The 16,753-nt window shown below is 64.1% G+C and carries 12 protein-coding genes; all 12 read left to right on the forward strand.

The window, feature by feature from the left end:
* Positions 1–228 precede the first annotated feature (228 nt).
* The 12 genes from rpoB to rpsS all read left to right on the forward strand — a co-directional run bounded on the left by rpoB (position 229) and on the right by rpsS (position 16,753).
* Positions 229–4,359, forward strand: coding sequence for a DNA-directed RNA polymerase subunit beta (gene rpoB / locus AAC979_RS05620; RefSeq protein ID WP_371345856.1), 4,131 nt, complete (start codon positions 229–231; stop codon positions 4,357–4,359).
* Positions 4,360–4,484: 125 nt separating this feature from the next.
* Complete coding sequence (gene rpoC, locus AAC979_RS05625; protein ID WP_371345857.1) at positions 4,485–8,675, forward strand: DNA-directed RNA polymerase subunit beta'; 4,191 nt, start codon at positions 4,485–4,487, stop codon at positions 8,673–8,675.
* 621 nt (positions 8,676–9,296) lie between these two features.
* A complete protein-coding gene (gene rpsL, locus AAC979_RS05630; protein WP_018390597.1) occupies positions 9,297–9,668 on the forward strand; it encodes a 30S ribosomal protein S12 in 372 nt (123 codons plus the stop codon).
* Between the two features lie 11 nt (positions 9,669–9,679).
* Positions 9,680–10,150, forward strand: coding sequence for a 30S ribosomal protein S7 (gene rpsG, locus AAC979_RS05635; protein WP_371345858.1), 471 nt, complete (start codon positions 9,680–9,682; stop codon positions 10,148–10,150).
* Between the two features lie 27 nt (positions 10,151–10,177).
* Complete coding sequence (gene fusA, locus AAC979_RS05640) at positions 10,178–12,253, forward strand: elongation factor G (RefSeq protein WP_371345859.1); 2,076 nt, start codon at positions 10,178–10,180, stop codon at positions 12,251–12,253.
* A gap of 62 nt (positions 12,254–12,315) precedes the next feature.
* The gene (tuf, locus tag AAC979_RS05645) at positions 12,316–13,506 is read left to right on the forward strand and encodes an elongation factor Tu (protein WP_371345850.1); all 1,191 of its coding nucleotides are present in this window, start codon (positions 12,316–12,318) and stop codon (positions 13,504–13,506) included.
* 97 nt (positions 13,507–13,603) lie between these two features.
* Positions 13,604–13,912 (forward strand): 30S ribosomal protein S10, encoded by a 309-nt coding sequence (gene rpsJ, locus AAC979_RS05650; RefSeq protein WP_013166261.1) that lies wholly within the window; start codon positions 13,604–13,606, stop codon positions 13,910–13,912.
* A gap of 22 nt (positions 13,913–13,934) precedes the next feature.
* On the forward strand, positions 13,935–14,687 hold the full coding sequence (gene rplC, locus AAC979_RS05655) for a 50S ribosomal protein L3 (protein WP_371345860.1): 753 nt from the start codon (positions 13,935–13,937) through the stop codon (positions 14,685–14,687).
* Positions 14,687–15,307: a 50S ribosomal protein L4 gene (rplD, locus tag AAC979_RS05660; protein WP_371345861.1), complete on the forward strand. Its 621-nt coding sequence runs from the start codon at positions 14,687–14,689 to the stop codon at positions 15,305–15,307. The genes rplC and rplD overlap by 1 nt, the downstream gene beginning before the upstream one ends.
* On the forward strand, positions 15,304–15,600 hold the full coding sequence (locus tag AAC979_RS05665) for a 50S ribosomal protein L23 (protein WP_244376918.1): 297 nt from the start codon (positions 15,304–15,306) through the stop codon (positions 15,598–15,600). The genes rplD and AAC979_RS05665 overlap by 4 nt, the downstream gene beginning before the upstream one ends.
* A 23-nt stretch (positions 15,601–15,623) precedes the next feature.
* Complete coding sequence (gene rplB / locus AAC979_RS05670; RefSeq protein ID WP_371345862.1) at positions 15,624–16,457, forward strand: 50S ribosomal protein L2; 834 nt, start codon at positions 15,624–15,626, stop codon at positions 16,455–16,457.
* Between the two features lie 17 nt (positions 16,458–16,474).
* On the forward strand, positions 16,475–16,753 hold the full coding sequence (gene rpsS, locus AAC979_RS05675) for a 30S ribosomal protein S19 (protein ID WP_018390604.1): 279 nt from the start codon (positions 16,475–16,477) through the stop codon (positions 16,751–16,753).

Below are 16,753 nucleotides of genomic sequence, written 5' to 3' on the forward strand. Positions count from 1 at the left end.
TCGCAGCGGCGAAGGCATGCCTGAAGGAAGCCCCGACGGCTTCCCTGACGATCCCTCGGCGGGTCGTCTGGCGAGCCGTCGGTTGCGGAACAGTCGGAGGCGGCGCCTGAAGGGTGCCTCAACCTTGTCAGATTGTTTTGTGATCTTAAGCCTCCACGCAAGGCCACCGGCCCTCCCGCCGGGTTCGTGGATGGCGCTGACGGATACTCGGACGGAGCGAGGAGCGACATGGCGCAGACGTTCACCGGTCGTAAGCGGGTCCGCAAGTTTTTCGGCAAGATCCAGGAAGTGGCGGAGATGCCGAACCTCATCGAGGTTCAGAAGGCGTCCTACGACCAGTTCCTGCAGATCGTTGAGCCGAAGGGCGGTCGCGCCGACGACGGCATTCAGGCGGTTTTCAAGTCGGTATTCCCGATTTCGGACTTTTCGGGCGCTGCCATGCTCGAATTCGTCCGCTACGAATTCGAACCGCCGAAATACGACGTGGACGAGTGCCGGCAGCGTGGCATGACCTTCGCCGCCCCGCTGAAGGTGACGCTTCGTCTGATCGTGTTTGATGTCGATCCCGATACCGGCTCCAAGTCCGTCAAGGACATCAAGGAGCAGGACGTCTATATGGGCGACATCCCGCTGATGACCATGAACGGCACGTTCATCGTCAACGGCACCGAGCGCGTCATCGTCTCGCAGATGCACCGTTCGCCCGGCGTGTTCTTCGACCACGACAAGGGCAAGACGCACTCCTCCGGCAAGCTGCTGTTTGCCGCGCGCATCATTCCCTATCGCGGCTCCTGGCTCGACATCGAGTTCGACGCCAAGGACATCGTCTATGCGCGTATCGACCGCCGCCGCAAGATTCCGGTGACGAGCCTGCTCTTCGCCCTCGGCCTCGACGGCGAAGAGATCCTCAACACCTTCTACGAGACCATTACCTTCGCCCGCACGAAGGATGGCTGGCGCATGCCTTTCGATCCCAAGCGGATGAAGGGCTACAAGGCGGTCGCCGATCTCATCGACGCCGACACCGGCGAAGTGGTGATCGAGGCCGGCAAGAAGGTGACGGTCCGCCAGGCCCGCCAGCTCGCCGAGAAGGGCCTCAAGGCGCTCAAGATCTCCGACGAGGAGATGGTCGGCCAGTATGTGGCCGAGGACATCGTCAACCCGACCTCGGGCGAGATCTATGTCGAAGCCGGTGAGGAAGTCACCGAGAAGATGCTGAAGCAGCTTGTCGAGCTTGGCTACGACGAGGTGCCGATCCTTGACATCGACCACGTCAATGTGGGCGCCTATATCCGCAACACGCTGGCGGTCGACAAGAACGTGACCCGCGAGGACGCGCTGTTCGACATCTACCGCGTGATGCGTCCCGGCGAGCCGCCGACGCTCGATTCCGCGCAGGCGATGTTCCATTCGCTGTTCTTCGACGCCGAGCGCTACGACCTCTCGGCCGTGGGTCGCGTGAAGATGAACATGCGTCTCGACCTCGACGCCGAGGACACGGTGCGCGTGCTGCGCCGCGAGGACATTCTCGCGGTCATCAAGACGCTGGTTGAACTGCGCGACGGCAAGGGCGAGATCGACGATATCGACCATCTCGGTAACCGCCGCGTTCGTTCCGTCGGCGAGCTGATGGAGAACCAGTACCGCGTCGGCCTGCTGCGCATGGAACGCGCCATCAAGGAGCGGATGTCGTCCGTCGACATCGACACCGTGATGCCGCAGGACCTGATCAACGCCAAGCCGGTGGCGGCGGCGGTGCGCGAGTTCTTCGGTTCGTCGCAGCTCTCGCAGTTCATGGACCAGACCAACCCGCTGTCGGAAATCACCCACAAGCGCCGTCTCTCGGCGCTTGGCCCGGGCGGTCTGACGCGCGAGCGCGCCGGCTTCGAGGTGCGCGACGTGCACCCGACACACTATGGCCGTATCTGCCCGATTGAGACGCCGGAAGGCCCGAATATCGGCCTGATCAACTCGCTGGCCACCTTCGCCCGCGTGAACAAGTACGGCTTCATCGAGGCGCCCTATCGCCGCGTGAAGGACAGCCAGGTGCAGGACGAGGTGGTCTATCTCTCCGCCATGGAGGAGGGGAAGTACTACGTCGCGCAGGCGAATATCCCGCTCGACGCGGAAGGCCGCTTCACCGAAGATCTGATCGTCTGCCGGCACGCCGGCGACGTTCTGCTGGTCACGCCCGACCGCGTCGACTTCATGGACGTGTCGCCGAAGCAGCTCGTCTCGGTCGCTGCGGCGCTCATCCCGTTCCTTGAGAACGACGACGCCAACCGCGCGCTGATGGGCTCGAACATGCAGCGCCAGGCGGTGCCGCTCGTTCGCGCCGATGCCCCCTTCGTCGGCACGGGCATGGAGTCTGTGGTCGCCCGCGACTCCGGCGCCGCCATCGGTGCCCGCCGCACCGGCATTGTCGACCAGGTGGACGCGACCCGTATCGTCATCCGCGCGACGGAAGAGAACGATCCGTCGAAGTCGGGCGTCGACATCTACCGGCTGCAGAAGTTCCAGCGCTCGAACCAGTCGACCTGCATCAACCAGCGTCCGCTGGTGCGCGTGGGCGACCGCGTGCGCAAGGGCGACATCATCGCTGACGGTCCCTCGACCGATCTCGGCGATCTCGCCCTCGGCCGGAACATCCTCGTCGCCTTCATGCCGTGGAACGGCTACAACTTCGAAGACTCGATCCTGCTGTCGGAGAACATCTCCAAGGGCGACATCTTCTCCTCGATCCATATCGAGGAATTCGAGGTGATGGCCCGCGACACCAAGCTCGGTCCGGAGGAAATCACGCGCGACATTCCGAACGTGTCGGAAGAGGCGCTGAAGAATCTCGACGAAGCCGGCATCGTCTATATCGGCGCCGAAGTGCAGGCGGGCGACATCCTCTGCGGCAAGATCACGCCGAAGGGCGAGAGCCCGATGACGCCGGAAGAGAAGCTGCTTCGCGCCATCTTCGGCGAGAAGGCGGCAGACGTGCGCGACACCTCGCTGCGCGTTCCCCCGGGCGTCACCGGTACGGTTGTCGAAGTGCGGGTGTTCAACCGCCATGGCGTCGACAAGGATGAGCGCGCCCAGGCGATCGAGCGCGAGGAAATCGAACGCCTCGCCAAGGACCGCGACGACGAGCAGGCGATCCTCGACCGCAACGTCTTCGGCCGCCTGGCCGAGATGCTGGACGGCAAGACCGGCATCGCCGGCCCCAAGGGCTTCAAGAAGGACACGGTGCTCACCCGCACGGTGCTGACCGAGTTCCCGCGCAGCCAGTGGTGGCAGTTCGCTGTCGCGGATGATCAGCTCATGAGCGAGCTGGAGGCGATCCGCAATCAGTACGACGAGTCCAAGAAGCGGCTGGAGCAGCGCTTCCTCGACAAGGTCGAGAAGCTGCAGCGCGGCGACGAGCTGCCGCCCGGCGTGATGAAGATGGTCAAGGTCTTCATCGCGGTGAAGCGCAAGATCCAGCCGGGCGACAAGATGGCCGGCCGGCACGGCAATAAGGGTGTGGTCTCGCGCATCGTCCCGGTCGAGGACATGCCGTTCCTGGAGGACGGTACCCCGGTCGACATGGTGCTCAATCCGCTCGGCGTGCCCTCGCGCATGAATGTCGGGCAGATTCTTGAGACGCATCTGGGCTGGGCCTGCGCTGGCCTCGGCAGGGTCATCGACCGTGCCATCGAAGGCTACCGGCAGACGCAGGATATTGCCCCGCTGAAGGATGCGTTCGGCAAGATCTACGGCAAGGACGAGACCATCGCCTCGCTCGACGAGGACGGTCTGGTCGAGCTGGGCTCGAATCTGCGCCGCGGCGTGCCGATCGCCACCCCGGTGTTCGACGGCGCCCGCGAGGCGGATATCGAGCACATGCTGGAACTGGCGGGCCTCGACAAGTCGGCGCAGTCGACCCTGTTCGACGGCCGCACCGGCGAGCAGTTCGACCGTAAGGTGACGGTCGGCTACATCTACATGCTGAAGCTGCATCATCTTGTCGACGACAAGATCCATGCGCGTTCGATCGGCCCGTATTCGCTCGTCACCCAGCAGCCGCTGGGCGGCAAGGCGCAGTTCGGCGGTCAGCGCTTCGGCGAAATGGAGGTGTGGGCGCTCGAAGCCTATGGCGCCGCCTACACGCTGCAGGAAATGCTCACCGTGAAGTCGGACGACGTCGCGGGCCGCACCAAGGTCTATGAAGCCATCGTGCGCGGCGACGACACCTTCGAGGCGGGTATTCCCGAGAGCTTCAACGTTCTCGTGAAGGAGATGCGTTCGCTCGGCCTCAATGTCGAGCTGATGAACTCCAAGACGCTCTCGGCGGTGCCGACCCCGGGCGAGAGCCTGCCAGCGGCCGAATGACCGACTGATACCAAGGGCGGGCGCGCAGGTCGCGTCCGCCTTTTCGATCGCGCGACAGACCAGACTTTTCCGTGACCCCAGCAAGCCGCGGCGGCGGAGGCGGGGTCCAGCCGAAGGAGACGGCGATGAATCAAGAGGTCATGAATCTCTTCAACCCGGCAGCGCCGGCGCCGACTTTCGATCAGATCAAGATCTCGATCGCGAGTCCGGAGAAGATCCTGTCTTGGTCCTTCGGCGAGATCAAGAAGCCCGAGACGATCAACTACCGCACGTTCAAGCCCGAGCGTGACGGCTTGTTCTGCGCGCGCATCTTCGGTCCGATCAAGGACTATGAGTGCCTGTGCGGCAAGTACAAGCGCATGAAGTACAAGGGCATCATCTGCGAGAAGTGCGGCGTGGAAGTCACGCTGTCGCGCGTGCGCCGCGAGCGCATGGGTCATATCGAGCTCGCCGCCCCTGTCGCGCATATCTGGTTCCTGAAGTCGCTGCCGAGCCGCATCGGCCTGCTGCTCGACATGACGCTGAAGGACCTCGAGCGCATCCTGTACTTCGAGTATTACTGCGTCATCGAGCCGGGCCTCACGCCGCTGAAGGAGCGTCAGCTCCTCTCGGAAGAGGACTATCTGCGCGCTCAGGAAGAATATGGCGATGACTCGTTCACCGCGCTGATCGGCGCCGAGGCGATCCGCGAGATTCTGCGCGGCATGGATCTGGAAAAGATCGCCGGCAATCTGCGCAAGGAGATCGCCGAGGCGACCACCGAGCTGAAGCCGAAGAAGCTCGCCAAGCGGCTGAAGATCGTCGAGGCCTTCCAGGAATCCGGCAACAAGCCGGAATGGATGATCCTGACGCATGTCCCGGTGATCCCGCCGGACCTGCGCCCGCTGGTCCCGCTGGATGGCGGTCGCTTCGCGACCTCCGACCTCAACGACCTCTACCGCCGCGTCATCAACCGCAACAACCGCCTCAAGCGGCTGATCGAGCTGAAGGCGCCGGACATCATCATCCGCAACGAGAAGCGCATGCTTCAGGAAGCGGTCGATGCGCTGTTCGACAATGGCCGCCGCGGCCGCGTCATCACCGGCGCCAACAAGCGCCCGCTGAAGTCGCTCGCCGACATGCTGAAGGGCAAGCAGGGCCGGTTCCGCCAGAACCTGCTCGGCAAGCGCGTCGACTATTCCGGCCGTTCGGTGATCGTGGTCGGTCCGGAGCTCAAGCTGCATCAGTGCGGCCTGCCGAAGAAGATGGCGCTGGAGCTGTTCAAGCCCTTCATCTATTCGCGCCTCGACGCGAAGGGCCTGTCCGCGACCGTGAAGCAGGCGAAGAAGCTGGTCGAGAAGGAGCGTCCCGAGGTGTGGGACATCCTCGACGAGGTCATTCGCGAGCATCCCGTGATGCTGAACCGCGCGCCGACCCTGCACCGCCTGGGCATCCAGGCGTTCGAGCCGGTGCTGATCGAAGGCAAGGCGATCCAGCTTCACCCGCTGGTCTGCTCGGCCTTCAACGCTGACTTCGACGGCGACCAGATGGCGGTGCATGTGCCCCTGTCCATCGAGGCGCAGCTTGAAGCGCGCGTGCTGATGATGTCGACCAACAACATCCTGCACCCGGCGAACGGCGCCCCGATCATCGTGCCGTCGCAGGACATCGTGCTCGGCCTCTATTATCTCACCATGATGCGCGAAGGTGAGCCCGGCGAGGGCATGGCTTTCGCCAATATGGGCGAGATCGACCATGCGCTGGCGGCCAAGGCCATCACCCTGCACACCAAGGTGCGCGGGCGGTATATCGGCGTCGACGAGGACGGTAATCCGGCCCCGAAGATCTACGAGACCACCCCCGGCCGCATGAAGCTCGGCGAACTCCTGCCGAAGAACGCGAAGACTCCCTTTGACGTCGTCAACAAGCTGATGACCAAGAAGGAAATCTCGAACATGATCGACACCGTCTACCGCCATTGCGGTCAGAAGGAGACGGTCATCTTCTGCGACCGCATCATGACGCTCGGCTTCTCCAACGCCTTCCGCGCCGGCATCTCCTTCGGCAAGGATGACATGGTGGTGCCGTCCAAGAAGTGGGACATGGTCGAAGAGACCCGTGCGCTCACCAAGGAATATGAGCAGCAGTACAATGACGGCCTGATCACCCAGGGCGAGAAGTACAACAAGGTCGTGGACGCGTGGGGCAAGTGCTCCGCGCGCCTCGCCGACGAGATGATGGCCGAGATTTCGGCGGTGAAGAAGGACCCGGCGACGGGCCGCGAGAAGCAGATCAACTCGATCTACATGATGGCGCATTCCGGCGCGCGCGGCTCGCGCGAGCAGATGCGCCAGCTCGCCGCCATGCGCGGCCTGATGGCCAAGCCGTCGGGCGAGATCATCGAGACGCCGATCATCTCGAACTTCAAGGAAGGCCTGTCCGTGCTCGAGTACTTCAACTCGACGCACGGTGCCCGTAAGGGCCTGGCCGACACGGCGCTGAAGACCGCCAATTCGGGTTATCTGACCCGTCGCCTGGTCGACGTGGCGCAAGACAGCATCATCACCCTGCGCGACTGCGGCACCACCAATGGCATCGCCATGCGCGCCATCATCGACGCGGGCAACATCGTCGCCACGCTCGGCTCGCGCGTGCTCGGCCGCACTGCGGCGGAGGACGTGATCGAGGGCGCGACCGGCAATATCATCGTGCCGGCCGGCCACATGATGGACGAGGCGGATGTCGAGCGCATTTCCAAGGCTGGCGTGCAGGAGATCAAGATCCGCTCCGTGCTGACCTGCGAGGCCAAGAACGGCGTCTGCGGCACCTGCTACGGTCGCGATCTGGCCCGCGGCACGCCGGTGAACATGGGCGAGGCGGTCGGCGTCATCGCGGCGCAGTCGATCGGCGAGCCGGGCACCCAGCTCACCATGCGCACCTTCCACATCGGCGGCGCGGCGCAGCTCTCCGAGCAGTCCTTCATCGAGGCCTCGTTCGAAGGCACGGTGAAGATCCGCAACCGCAATGTGGTGCGGAACTCGGATGGCGAGCTGATCGCGATGAGCCGCAACCTGTCCGTCCTGATCGTCGATCACGACGGCACGGAGCGCGCCTCGCACCGCATCCAGTTCGGCGCCAAGCTGAAGGTGGATGAGGGTGACGCGATCAAGCGCGGCCAGCGCATCGCCGAGTGGGACCCCTATACCCGCCCGATCCTGACCGAGGTCGAGGGTATCGTCGGCTATGAGGACCTGGTCGAAGGCGCCTCGCTCAGCGAGACGGTCGACGAATCGACCGGTATCGCCAAGCGCGTCGTCACCGACTGGCGCACCGGCCGCGGTTCGGAACTCCGGCCCGCCCTGGTGGTCAAGGGGGCGGATGGCAAGGTGCTGAAGCTGCAGCGCGGCGGCGATGCCCGCTACACGCTGCCGGTGGACGCGATCCTCTCCGCCGATCCCGGCTCGACCATCAAGGCCGGCGACGTGCTCGCCCGCGTGCCGATGGAATCGGCCAAGACCCGCGACATCACGGGCGGTCTGCCGCGCGTGGCGGAGCTGTTCGAGGCGCGTCGTCCGAAGGATGCGGCGATCATCGCCGAAATCTCCGGCACGATCCGCTTTGGCAAGGACTACAAGAACAAGCGCCGCGTCAGCATCGAGCCGCAGGACTCGAATGACGATCCGGCCGAGTACCTGATCCCGAAGGGCAAGCACATCCACCTGCAGGATGGCGACCTCGTCGAGAAGGGCGACTTCATCGTCGACGGCAACCCGGCGCCGCACGACATCCTGGCGATCAAGGGCGTCGAGGAACTCGCCGCCTATCTCGTCAACGAGATCCAGGAGGTCTACCGGCTGCAGGGCGTGCTGATCAACGACAAGCACATCGAGGTGATCGTCCGCCAGATGCTGCAGAAGGTCGAGATCGACGACGCTGGCGAAAGCGACCTGCTCACCAATGAGCAGATCGACGCGTCGGAGCTGAACGAGATCAATGAGCGGCTGATCGCCGAGGGCAAGAAGCCTGCCTCCGGTCATCCGGTCCTGCTCGGCATCACCAAGGCGAGCCTGCAGACGCGCTCCTTCATCTCGGCCGCCTCCTTCCAGGAGACGACCCGCGTGCTCACCGAGGCGGCGGTCAACGGCAAGTCCGACGACCTCGCGGGCCTGAAGGAGAACGTCATCGTCGGCCGCCTCATCCCGGCGGGTACCGGCGCCCAGATGGCGAAGCTGCGCGTGACCGCGACCACCCGCGACGATCTGATCGCGGCGCAGAACGAACAGGACGGCGCGGCGTCGAACGCCCCGCGTCTGGAAGGCCCCGCCGCCGCTGAGTGACCGGCGCGGTCGATGCTGCAAAGTAGGGGGAGGGCCGCTCGGCGACGAGCGGCCCTTTTCCGTTGGGGAATCGGCCGGGTGGGAATCATGGCGGCGGCCCGCCCGCCTGGCCCGTCGCTTTCCCGCGCCGGAGGCCCGGCGATTCTGCTGCGAGCCCGGGGGAGGGCGAAAGGCGGCGCATAATGTTGCGCCCGGGGTGTCATGGACGAAATCTAACGCCGCCAACGCCTCGCACGGGGCTGTGAGCCGCCAAACTCGCGGTTAAGGGTTGACGAACGGCGAGTCGCCGCGTAGAAGGCGCGTACTTTCACGGCAGGCGGTTGATGTTGCCGCGTTCGGACACCCTGTCTGGACACAGAACATCAAGACGCTGCCGGAACGCATGCACGACCAAATCCGGCGCATGATCGCGCAATTGGCGCCCCAATGGGGTGTCGCGTGATCCTCTGAACGTTCAGCGCCCTCGGCCAGTTCCTGGCCGGCGGCGCTTCTTTCGTTCGCAGACTGTCCGGTATGTGCTGAAGGTTCCGATCCGTCGAGAGAAGAATGCGGTTGTGGCCGCGGAAATTGGGTTAGCGCGGGACATTCCTGTTCCAGCGCAGCGAGACGAAGGCGAGACACGTGCCGACGATCAACCAGCTGATCCGCAAGCCGCGGGAAGCCCAGAAGGCCCGGAACAAGGTTCCGGCGCTGCAGGCGAGCCCGCAGAAGCGCGGCGTTTGCACCCGCGTCTATACGACGACCCCGAAGAAGCCGAATTCGGCGCTTCGTAAGGTCGCGAAGGTTCGTTTGACCAATGGCTATGAAGTCATCGGTTACATCCCCGGCGAGGGGCACAACCTGCAGGAACACTCCGTGGTGATGATCCGCGGCGGCCGCGTCAAGGATCTTCCCGGCGTGCGCTATCACATCCTGCGCGGCGTGCTCGATACGCAGGGCGTCAAGAACCGCAAGCAGCGCCGGTCGAAGTACGGCGCCAAGCGGCCGAAGTGAGGATTTGAGCGATGTCCCGTCGTCATCGTGCAGAGTGCCGTGAGGTCACCCCCGATCCGAAGTTCGGGTCCGAGGTGCTGAGCCGCTTCATGAACGCCGTCATGTATGACGGCAAGAAGTCGGTCGCCGAGGCGATCGTCTACGGTGCGCTCGACCTCGTCGAGAACCGCGCCAAGTCCGAGCCGCTCGGTGTGTTCACCCAGGCGCTCGACAATGTGAGCCCGGCCATCGAGGTGCGCTCCCGCCGTGTCGGCGGCGCCACCTATCAGGTGCCGGTCGAGGTGCGCCCCGAGCGTCGCCAGGCTCTTGCGATCCGCTGGCTGATCACTGCCGCCCGCGCCCGCAACGAGAAGACGATGGTTGAGCGCCTGTCGGGCGAGCTGCTCGACGCCTCGAACAATCGCGGCACGGCCGTGAAGAAACGTGAAGACACGCACCGCATGGCGGAGGCCAACCGGGCCTTCTCTCACTATCGCTGGTGATGACGAGAGCCGGTACGAGGATCTGATATGTCGCGCACGCACGCTATCGAAGACTACCGCAACTTCGGCATCATGGCCCACATTGATGCCGGCAAGACCACGACCACGGAACGGATCCTCTATTATACCGGCAAGAGCCACAAGATCGGCGAAGTCCACGATGGCGCTGCCACGATGGACTGGATGACCCAGGAGCAGGAGCGCGGCATCACCATCACGTCGGCCGCGACGACCGCTTTCTGGCAGGGCAAGCGCCTGAACATCATCGACACGCCCGGCCACGTCGACTTCACCATTGAAGTCGAGCGTTCGCTGCGCGTGCTCGACGGTGCGGTGTGCGTGCTCGACGGCAATCAGGGCGTCGAGCCCCAGACCGAGACCGTGTGGCGCCAGGCCGACAAGTACAATGTTCCGCGCATCGTGTTCGTCAACAAGATGGACAAGACCGGCGCCGACTTCTTCCGTTGCGTCGAGATGATCGTCGACCGCGTCGACGGCAAGCCGGTGTGCTGCCAGCTTCCGATCGGTTCGGAGAACAACTTCAAGGGCATCATTGACCTGGTCCGCATGAAGGCGGTCGTGTGGGACAATGAAGAGCTCGGCGCTAAGTATCACGACGAAGAGATCCCGGCCGAGCTGCTCGACCAGGCGGTTGAGTATCGCGGCAAGCTGCTCGAAGCGGCTGTCGAACTCGACGACGACGTGCTGTCGGCCTATCTCGACGGCGTTGAGCCGGACGAGGCGACGCTCAAGGGTCTGATCCGCAAGGCCGTCATCGGCCGCGTGTTCAACCCGGTGTTCTGCGGCTCGGCGTTCAAGAACAAGGGCGTGCAGCCCCTGCTCGACGCTGTGGTGGACTTCCTGCCGTCGCCGATCGACCGCGGCGCGATCAAGGGTATCGACTTCAACACCGAAGAAGAGACCGATCGCAAGCCGTCGGACGCCGATCCGCTGTCGGTGCTCGCGTTCAAGATCATGGACGACCCCTTCGTCGGCACGATCACCTTCTGCCGCGTCTATTCGGGCAAGCTCGAGGCCGGCATGGGCCTTCTGAACTCGACCCGCGACAAGAAGGAGCGCGTCGGTCGCATGCTGCTCATGCATGCGAACAACCGTGAGGACATCAAGGAAGCCTATGCGGGCGACATCGTCGCTCTCGCCGGCCTCAAGGAAGTCCGCACCGGCGACACGCTATGCGACCCGGCGAAGCCCGTCATCCTCGAGAAGATGGAATTCCCCGAGCCGGTCATCGAGATCGCGATCGAGCCGAAGTCCAAGGCCGACCAGGAAAAGCTCGGCCTCGCCCTGGCGAAGCTGGCGGCGGAGGATCCGTCGTTCCGCGTGTCGACCGACTTCGAGAGCGGCCAGACCATCCTCAAGGGCATGGGCGAACTGCACCTCGACATCAAGGTCGACATTCTGAAGCGTACCTACAAGGTCGACGCCAATATCGGCGCGCCGCAGGTCGCCTATCGCGAGACGATCACCCGCAAGACCGAAGTGGACTACACCCACAAGAAGCAGACCGGCGGTACCGGTCAGTTCGCCCGGGTGAAGTTCGTGGTCGAGCCGAATGAAGTCGGCAAGGGTTTCGCCTTCGAGAGCAAGATCATCGGCGGCGCGGTGCCGAAGGAGTACATCCCCGGCGTGACCAAGGGCCTGGAAAGCGTGCTCGGTTCGGGCGTGCTGGCCGGCTTCCCGGTTGTCGACGTCAAGGTGGACCTGATCGACGGCGCCTATCACGAAGTCGACTCGTCGGCGCTCGCCTTCGAAATCGCCTCGCGTGCCGCGTTCCGTGAAGCCCTGCAGAAGGGCGGCGCGGTGCTGCTTGAGCCGATCATGAAGGTCGAGGTCGTGACTCCGGAAGACTATACCGGCTCGGTCATTGGCGATCTCAACTCCCGTCGTGGCCAGATCCAGGGCCAGGACATGCGTGGCAATGCGAACGTCGTGAACGCGATGGTGCCGCTCGCCAACATGTTCGGCTACGTCAACACGCTCCGGTCCTTCTCGCAGGGCCGCGCTACCTTCACCATGCAGTTCGACCACTACGAGCAGGTGCCGTCGAACGTCGCTCAGGAGGTGCAGGCCAAGTACGCGTGAGCGTCGGCCTGCGTTTCTGAAGCGATTTCGTATCCACATAGATAAGACCGACGGAGAGCCCCGTGGCCAAAGAGAAGTTCAACCGTTCGAAGCCTCACTGCAACATCGGGACGATTGGCCATGTTGACCATGGCAAGACGTCTCTGACGGCAGCGATCACGAAGGTTCTTGCGGAGACGGGCGGCGCGACGTTCACGGCGTACGACCAGATCGACAAGGCGCCGGAAGAGAAGGCGCGCGGCATCACGATCTCGACCGCTCACGTCGAGTACGAGACGACGAACCGTCACTACGCGCATGTCGACTGCCCCGGCCACGCCGACTATGTGAAGAACATGATCACTGGCGCTGCGCAGATGGACGGCGCGATCCTGGTCGTGTCGGCGGCGGACGGCCCGATGCCGCAGACCCGCGAGCACATCCTTCTGGCGCGCCAGGTCGGCGTTCCGGCTCTGGTGGTGTTCCTCAACAAGTGCGACATGGTCGACGACGAGGAACTGCTTGAGCTGGTTGAGCTCGAGGTGCGCGAGCTGCTGTCGAAGTACGACTTCCCCGGCGACGACATTCCGATCATCCGTGGCTCGGCGCTGGTGGCGCTTGAGAACGGCGATCCGAAGCTCGGCCGCGACGCCATCCTGAAGCTGATGGAAGCGGTTGACAGCTACATTCCGCAGCCGGAGCGTCCGGTCGACCTGCCGTTCCTGATGCCGATCGAAGACGTGTTCTCGATCTCGGGCCGCGGCACGGTGGTGACCGGCCGCGTCGAGCGCGGCGTGATCAAGGTCGGCGAGGAAGTCGAGATCGTCGGCATCCGCCCGACGGTGAAGACGACGGTGACCGGCGTGGAAATGTTCCGCAAGCTGCTCGACCAGGGCCAGGCCGGCGACAATGTCGGCATCCTTGTTCGCGGCACGAAGCGCGAGGACGTGGAGCGCGGCCAGGTGGTGTGCAAGCCGGGTTCGGTGAAGCCGCACACGAAGTTCAAGGCGGAAGCCTACATCCTGACGAAGGAAGAGGGTGGCCGTCACACGCCGTTCTTCACCAATTACCGTCCGCAGTTCTATTTCCGGACGACGGACGTGACGGGCATCGTGACCCTGCCGGAAGGCACGGAAATGGTGATGCCGGGCGACAACATCACGGTTGACGTGGCGCTGATCGTCCCGATCGCGATGGAAGAGAAGCTGCGCTTCGCCATCCGCGAAGGCGGCCGCACCGTAGGCGCCGGCGTCGTCGCCTCCATCATCGAGTGACATCGACAATCCCGAGGGGCGCGGGAACGCCTGCGCCCCTTTTTCGTGGAGCTCGTTACTGAGCCCGACTGACGAGCCCTCTGGGAGCCTGAAGTCAATGAACGGCCAAAATATTCGGATCCGCCTCAAGGCGTTCGATCACCGCATCCTGGATGCCTCGACGCGCGAAATCGTTTCGACGGCCAAGCGCACGGGCGCCCAGGTTCGCGGGCCTATTCCGCTTCCGACGCGGATCGAGAAGTTCACGGTCAATCGTTCTCCCCACGTGGACAAGAAGTCCCGTGAGCAGTTCGAGATGCGGACGCATAAGCGTCTGCTGGACATAGTCGACCCGACCCCCCAGACGGTGGACGCGCTGATGAAGCTCGACCTCGCCGCGGGTGTCGACGTCGAGATCAAGCTCTGAGAGAAGGCGAAGGGACACGGCCATGCGGTCAGGCGTCATCGCCCAGAAGGTCGGCATGACCCGCATCTTTAACGATGCAGGTGAACATGTTCCGGTCACTGTGCTGAAAGTCGATAATTGCCAGGTGGTTGCCCACCGTACGCTCGAGAAGAACGGCTACACGGCCGTCCAGCTCGGCGTCGGCCAGGCGAAGCCGCAGAACACCACCCGCGCCATGCGCGGCCACTTCGCCGTGGCGAAGGTTGAGCCGAAGCGCAAGATGGCGGAATTCCGCGTCGAGGAGACCGACCTCATTCCGGTCGGTGCCGAGCTGACCGTCGACCATTTCGTGGTCGGCCAGTTCGTCGACGTGACGGGCACCTCCATCGGCAAGGGCTTTGCCGGTGGTATGAAGCGCCACAATTTCGGTGGTCTGCGCGCCACCCACGGCGTGTCGGTTTCGCATCGTTCGATCGGTTCGACCGGCGGTCGTCAGGACCCCGGCAAGACCTTCAAGAACAAGAAGATGCCGGGCCATATGGGCCATGAGACCGTGACCACACAGAACCTCAAGGTGGTGCTCACCGATGTCGAGCGCGGCCTGATCGCGGTCGAGGGTGCGGTCCCCGGCAACAAGGGTGGCTGGATCCTGGTCGCCGACGCCGTGAAGAAGAAGCTGCCGGAGACGGCGCCGAAGCCTGGCAAGTTCCGTCTCCCGGGCGCGGAAGCGTCCAGTGACGAGCCGGCGGCTGACGTTGCGCCCGCGACCGAGGCTGCGGCCGAGGAGAACGTGTGATGGAACTCGCCGTCAAGACTCTCGAAGGGGCCGAAGCCGGCTCCGTGACGCTGTCGGACGAGATCTTCGGTCTCGAGCCGCGCCAGGACATTCTGCACCGCTGCGTGGTGTGGCAGTTGTCGCGTCGCCAGGCTGGTACGCACCAGACCCTGTCGCGCGCCGATGTCAACCGCACCAAGCGGAAGATGTACAAGCAGAAGGGCACCGGCGGCGCTCGCCACGGCGCGGCTTCCGCTCCGCAGTTCCGCGGCGGCGCCAAGGCGTTCGGTCCGGTCTCGCGCAGCCATGCGAGCGACCTGCCGAAGAAGGTGCGGGCGCTGGCCCTGCGGCACGCGCTGTCGACCAAGGCCAAGGAGCAGCAGATCGTCGTCCTCGATGACGCCGTGCTGTCCGAGCCCAAGACCAAGCTGCTCAAGGAGCGGCTGGCGGGGCTCGGCCTGTCGAACGCTCTGGTCGTGTCCGGTGCCGAGGTGGATGCCAATTTTGGCCTCGCCTCGCGCAATGTCACCCATCTCGACGTGCTGCCCGTCCAGGGCATCAACGTCTATGACATCCTGCGCCGTCAGACCCTGGTTCTGACGAAGGCGGCTGTCGACGCTCTGGAGGCGCGCTTCAAATGAGTCTCGATCCGCGCCACTACGACGTGATCGTGTCCCCGGTGATCACCGAGAAGGCCACGATGGCGTCCGAGCACAACAAGGTCGTTTTCAAGGTTGCTCTGACGGCTACCAAGCCGCAGATCAAGGAAGCGGTCGAGAAGCTCTTCGATGTCAAGGTCGAGAGCGTCAACACGCTGGTCCGCAAGGGGAAGACGAAGTTCTTCAAGGGCCGCAAGGGCGTGCAGAGCGACGTGAAGAAGGCGGTCGTGACCCTCGCCGAGGGGCACTCCATCGACATCACGACGGGTCTGTGAGCCGGAATTAAGGGACCAGAGACATGGCGCTCAAAACCTTCAAGCCGGTAACGCCGAGCCTCCGCCAGCTTGTCATCGTCGACCGCTCGGCCCTGTACAAGGGCAAGCCGGTCAAGACGCTGACCGAGGGCAAGTCGGAGGCGGGCGGCCGCAACAACACCGGCCGGGTGACCGTGCGCTTCCGTGGCGGCGGGCACAAGCAGGCCTATCGCCTCGTCGACTTCAAGCGCACCAAGCGCGACATGGCGGCGACGGTGGAGCGGATCGAGTACGATCCCAACCGCACGGCCTTCATCGCCCTCATCAAGTATGAGGACGGTGAGCTGAACTACATCCTGGCGCCGCAGCGCCTCGCGGTCGGCGATCAGGTGATCGCGGCCAAGAGCGTCGACGTGAAGCCGGGCAACGCGGCTCCGCTCGGCAATCTGCCGGTCGGCACGATCGTGCACAATATCGAGCTGAAGATCGGCAAGGGCGGCCAGATCGCCCGGTCCGCCGGCTCCTACGCGCAGATCGTCGGCCGCGACCAGGGCTATGTCATCGTTCGCCTGAACTCGGGCGAGCAGCGTCTGGTCCATGGGGAGTGCATGGGGACGGTCGGCGCCGTGTCGAACCCGGACCACATGAACACCAATCTCGGCAAGGCTGGCCGCAAGCGCTGGCTCGGCCGTCGTCCGCACAACCGCGGTGTCACCATGAACCCGGTCGATCACCCGCATGGCGGCGGCGAAGGCCGCACCTCGGGTGGCCGTCATCCGGTCACGCCCTGGGGTTTCCCCACCAAGGGCAAGAAGACCCGGAAGAACAAGTCGACCACCAAGTTCATCGTGTCCAGCCGGCACGCCCGCAAGAAGTGAGCGAGGGAAACTGAACTATGTCTCGATCGGTCTGGAAAGGTCCGTTCGTCGACGGCTACCTGCTCAAGAAGGCGGATGCCGCGCGCGCGTCGGGTCGTCACGACGTTATCAAGATCTGGAGCCGCCGTTCCACTATCCTCCCGCAGTTCGTGGGGATTACGTTCGGCGTCTATAACGGCAACAAGCACGTCCCGGTTTCGGTTTCCGAGGACATGGTTGGCCACAAGTTCGGCGAGTTCGCCCCTACCCGTACCTATTACGGGCATGCGGCGGACAAGAAAGCCAAGCGGAAGTAG

This window comes from Ancylobacter sp. IITR112, from assembly GCF_041415945.1.
GTDB lineage: Bacteria > Pseudomonadota > Alphaproteobacteria > Rhizobiales > Xanthobacteraceae > Ancylobacter.

What these genes read in the sequence shown, in the direction of transcription:
- rpoB (WP_371345856.1), top strand. Translation starts at nt 229, where the DNA reads ATGGCGCAGACGTTCACCGGTCGTAAGCGGGTCCGCAAGTTTTTCGGC.
- rplC (WP_371345860.1), top strand. Translation starts at nt 13,935, where the DNA reads ATGCGGTCAGGCGTCATCGCCCAGAAGGTCGGCATGACCCGCATCTTT.
- rpsJ (WP_013166261.1), top strand. Translation starts at nt 13,604, where the DNA reads ATGAACGGCCAAAATATTCGGATCCGCCTCAAGGCGTTCGATCACCGC.
- rpsS (WP_018390604.1), top strand. Translation starts at nt 16,475, where the DNA reads ATGTCTCGATCGGTCTGGAAAGGTCCGTTCGTCGACGGCTACCTGCTC.
- rpoC (WP_371345857.1), top strand. Translation starts at nt 4,485, where the DNA reads ATGAATCAAGAGGTCATGAATCTCTTCAACCCGGCAGCGCCGGCGCCG.
- rplB (WP_371345862.1), top strand. Translation starts at nt 15,624, where the DNA reads ATGGCGCTCAAAACCTTCAAGCCGGTAACGCCGAGCCTCCGCCAGCTT.
- AAC979_RS05665 (WP_244376918.1), top strand. Translation starts at nt 15,304, where the DNA reads ATGAGTCTCGATCCGCGCCACTACGACGTGATCGTGTCCCCGGTGATC.
- rpsG (WP_371345858.1), top strand. Translation starts at nt 9,680, where the DNA reads ATGTCCCGTCGTCATCGTGCAGAGTGCCGTGAGGTCACCCCCGATCCG.
- rplD (WP_371345861.1), top strand. Translation starts at nt 14,687, where the DNA reads ATGGAACTCGCCGTCAAGACTCTCGAAGGGGCCGAAGCCGGCTCCGTG.
- fusA (WP_371345859.1), top strand. Translation starts at nt 10,178, where the DNA reads ATGTCGCGCACGCACGCTATCGAAGACTACCGCAACTTCGGCATCATG.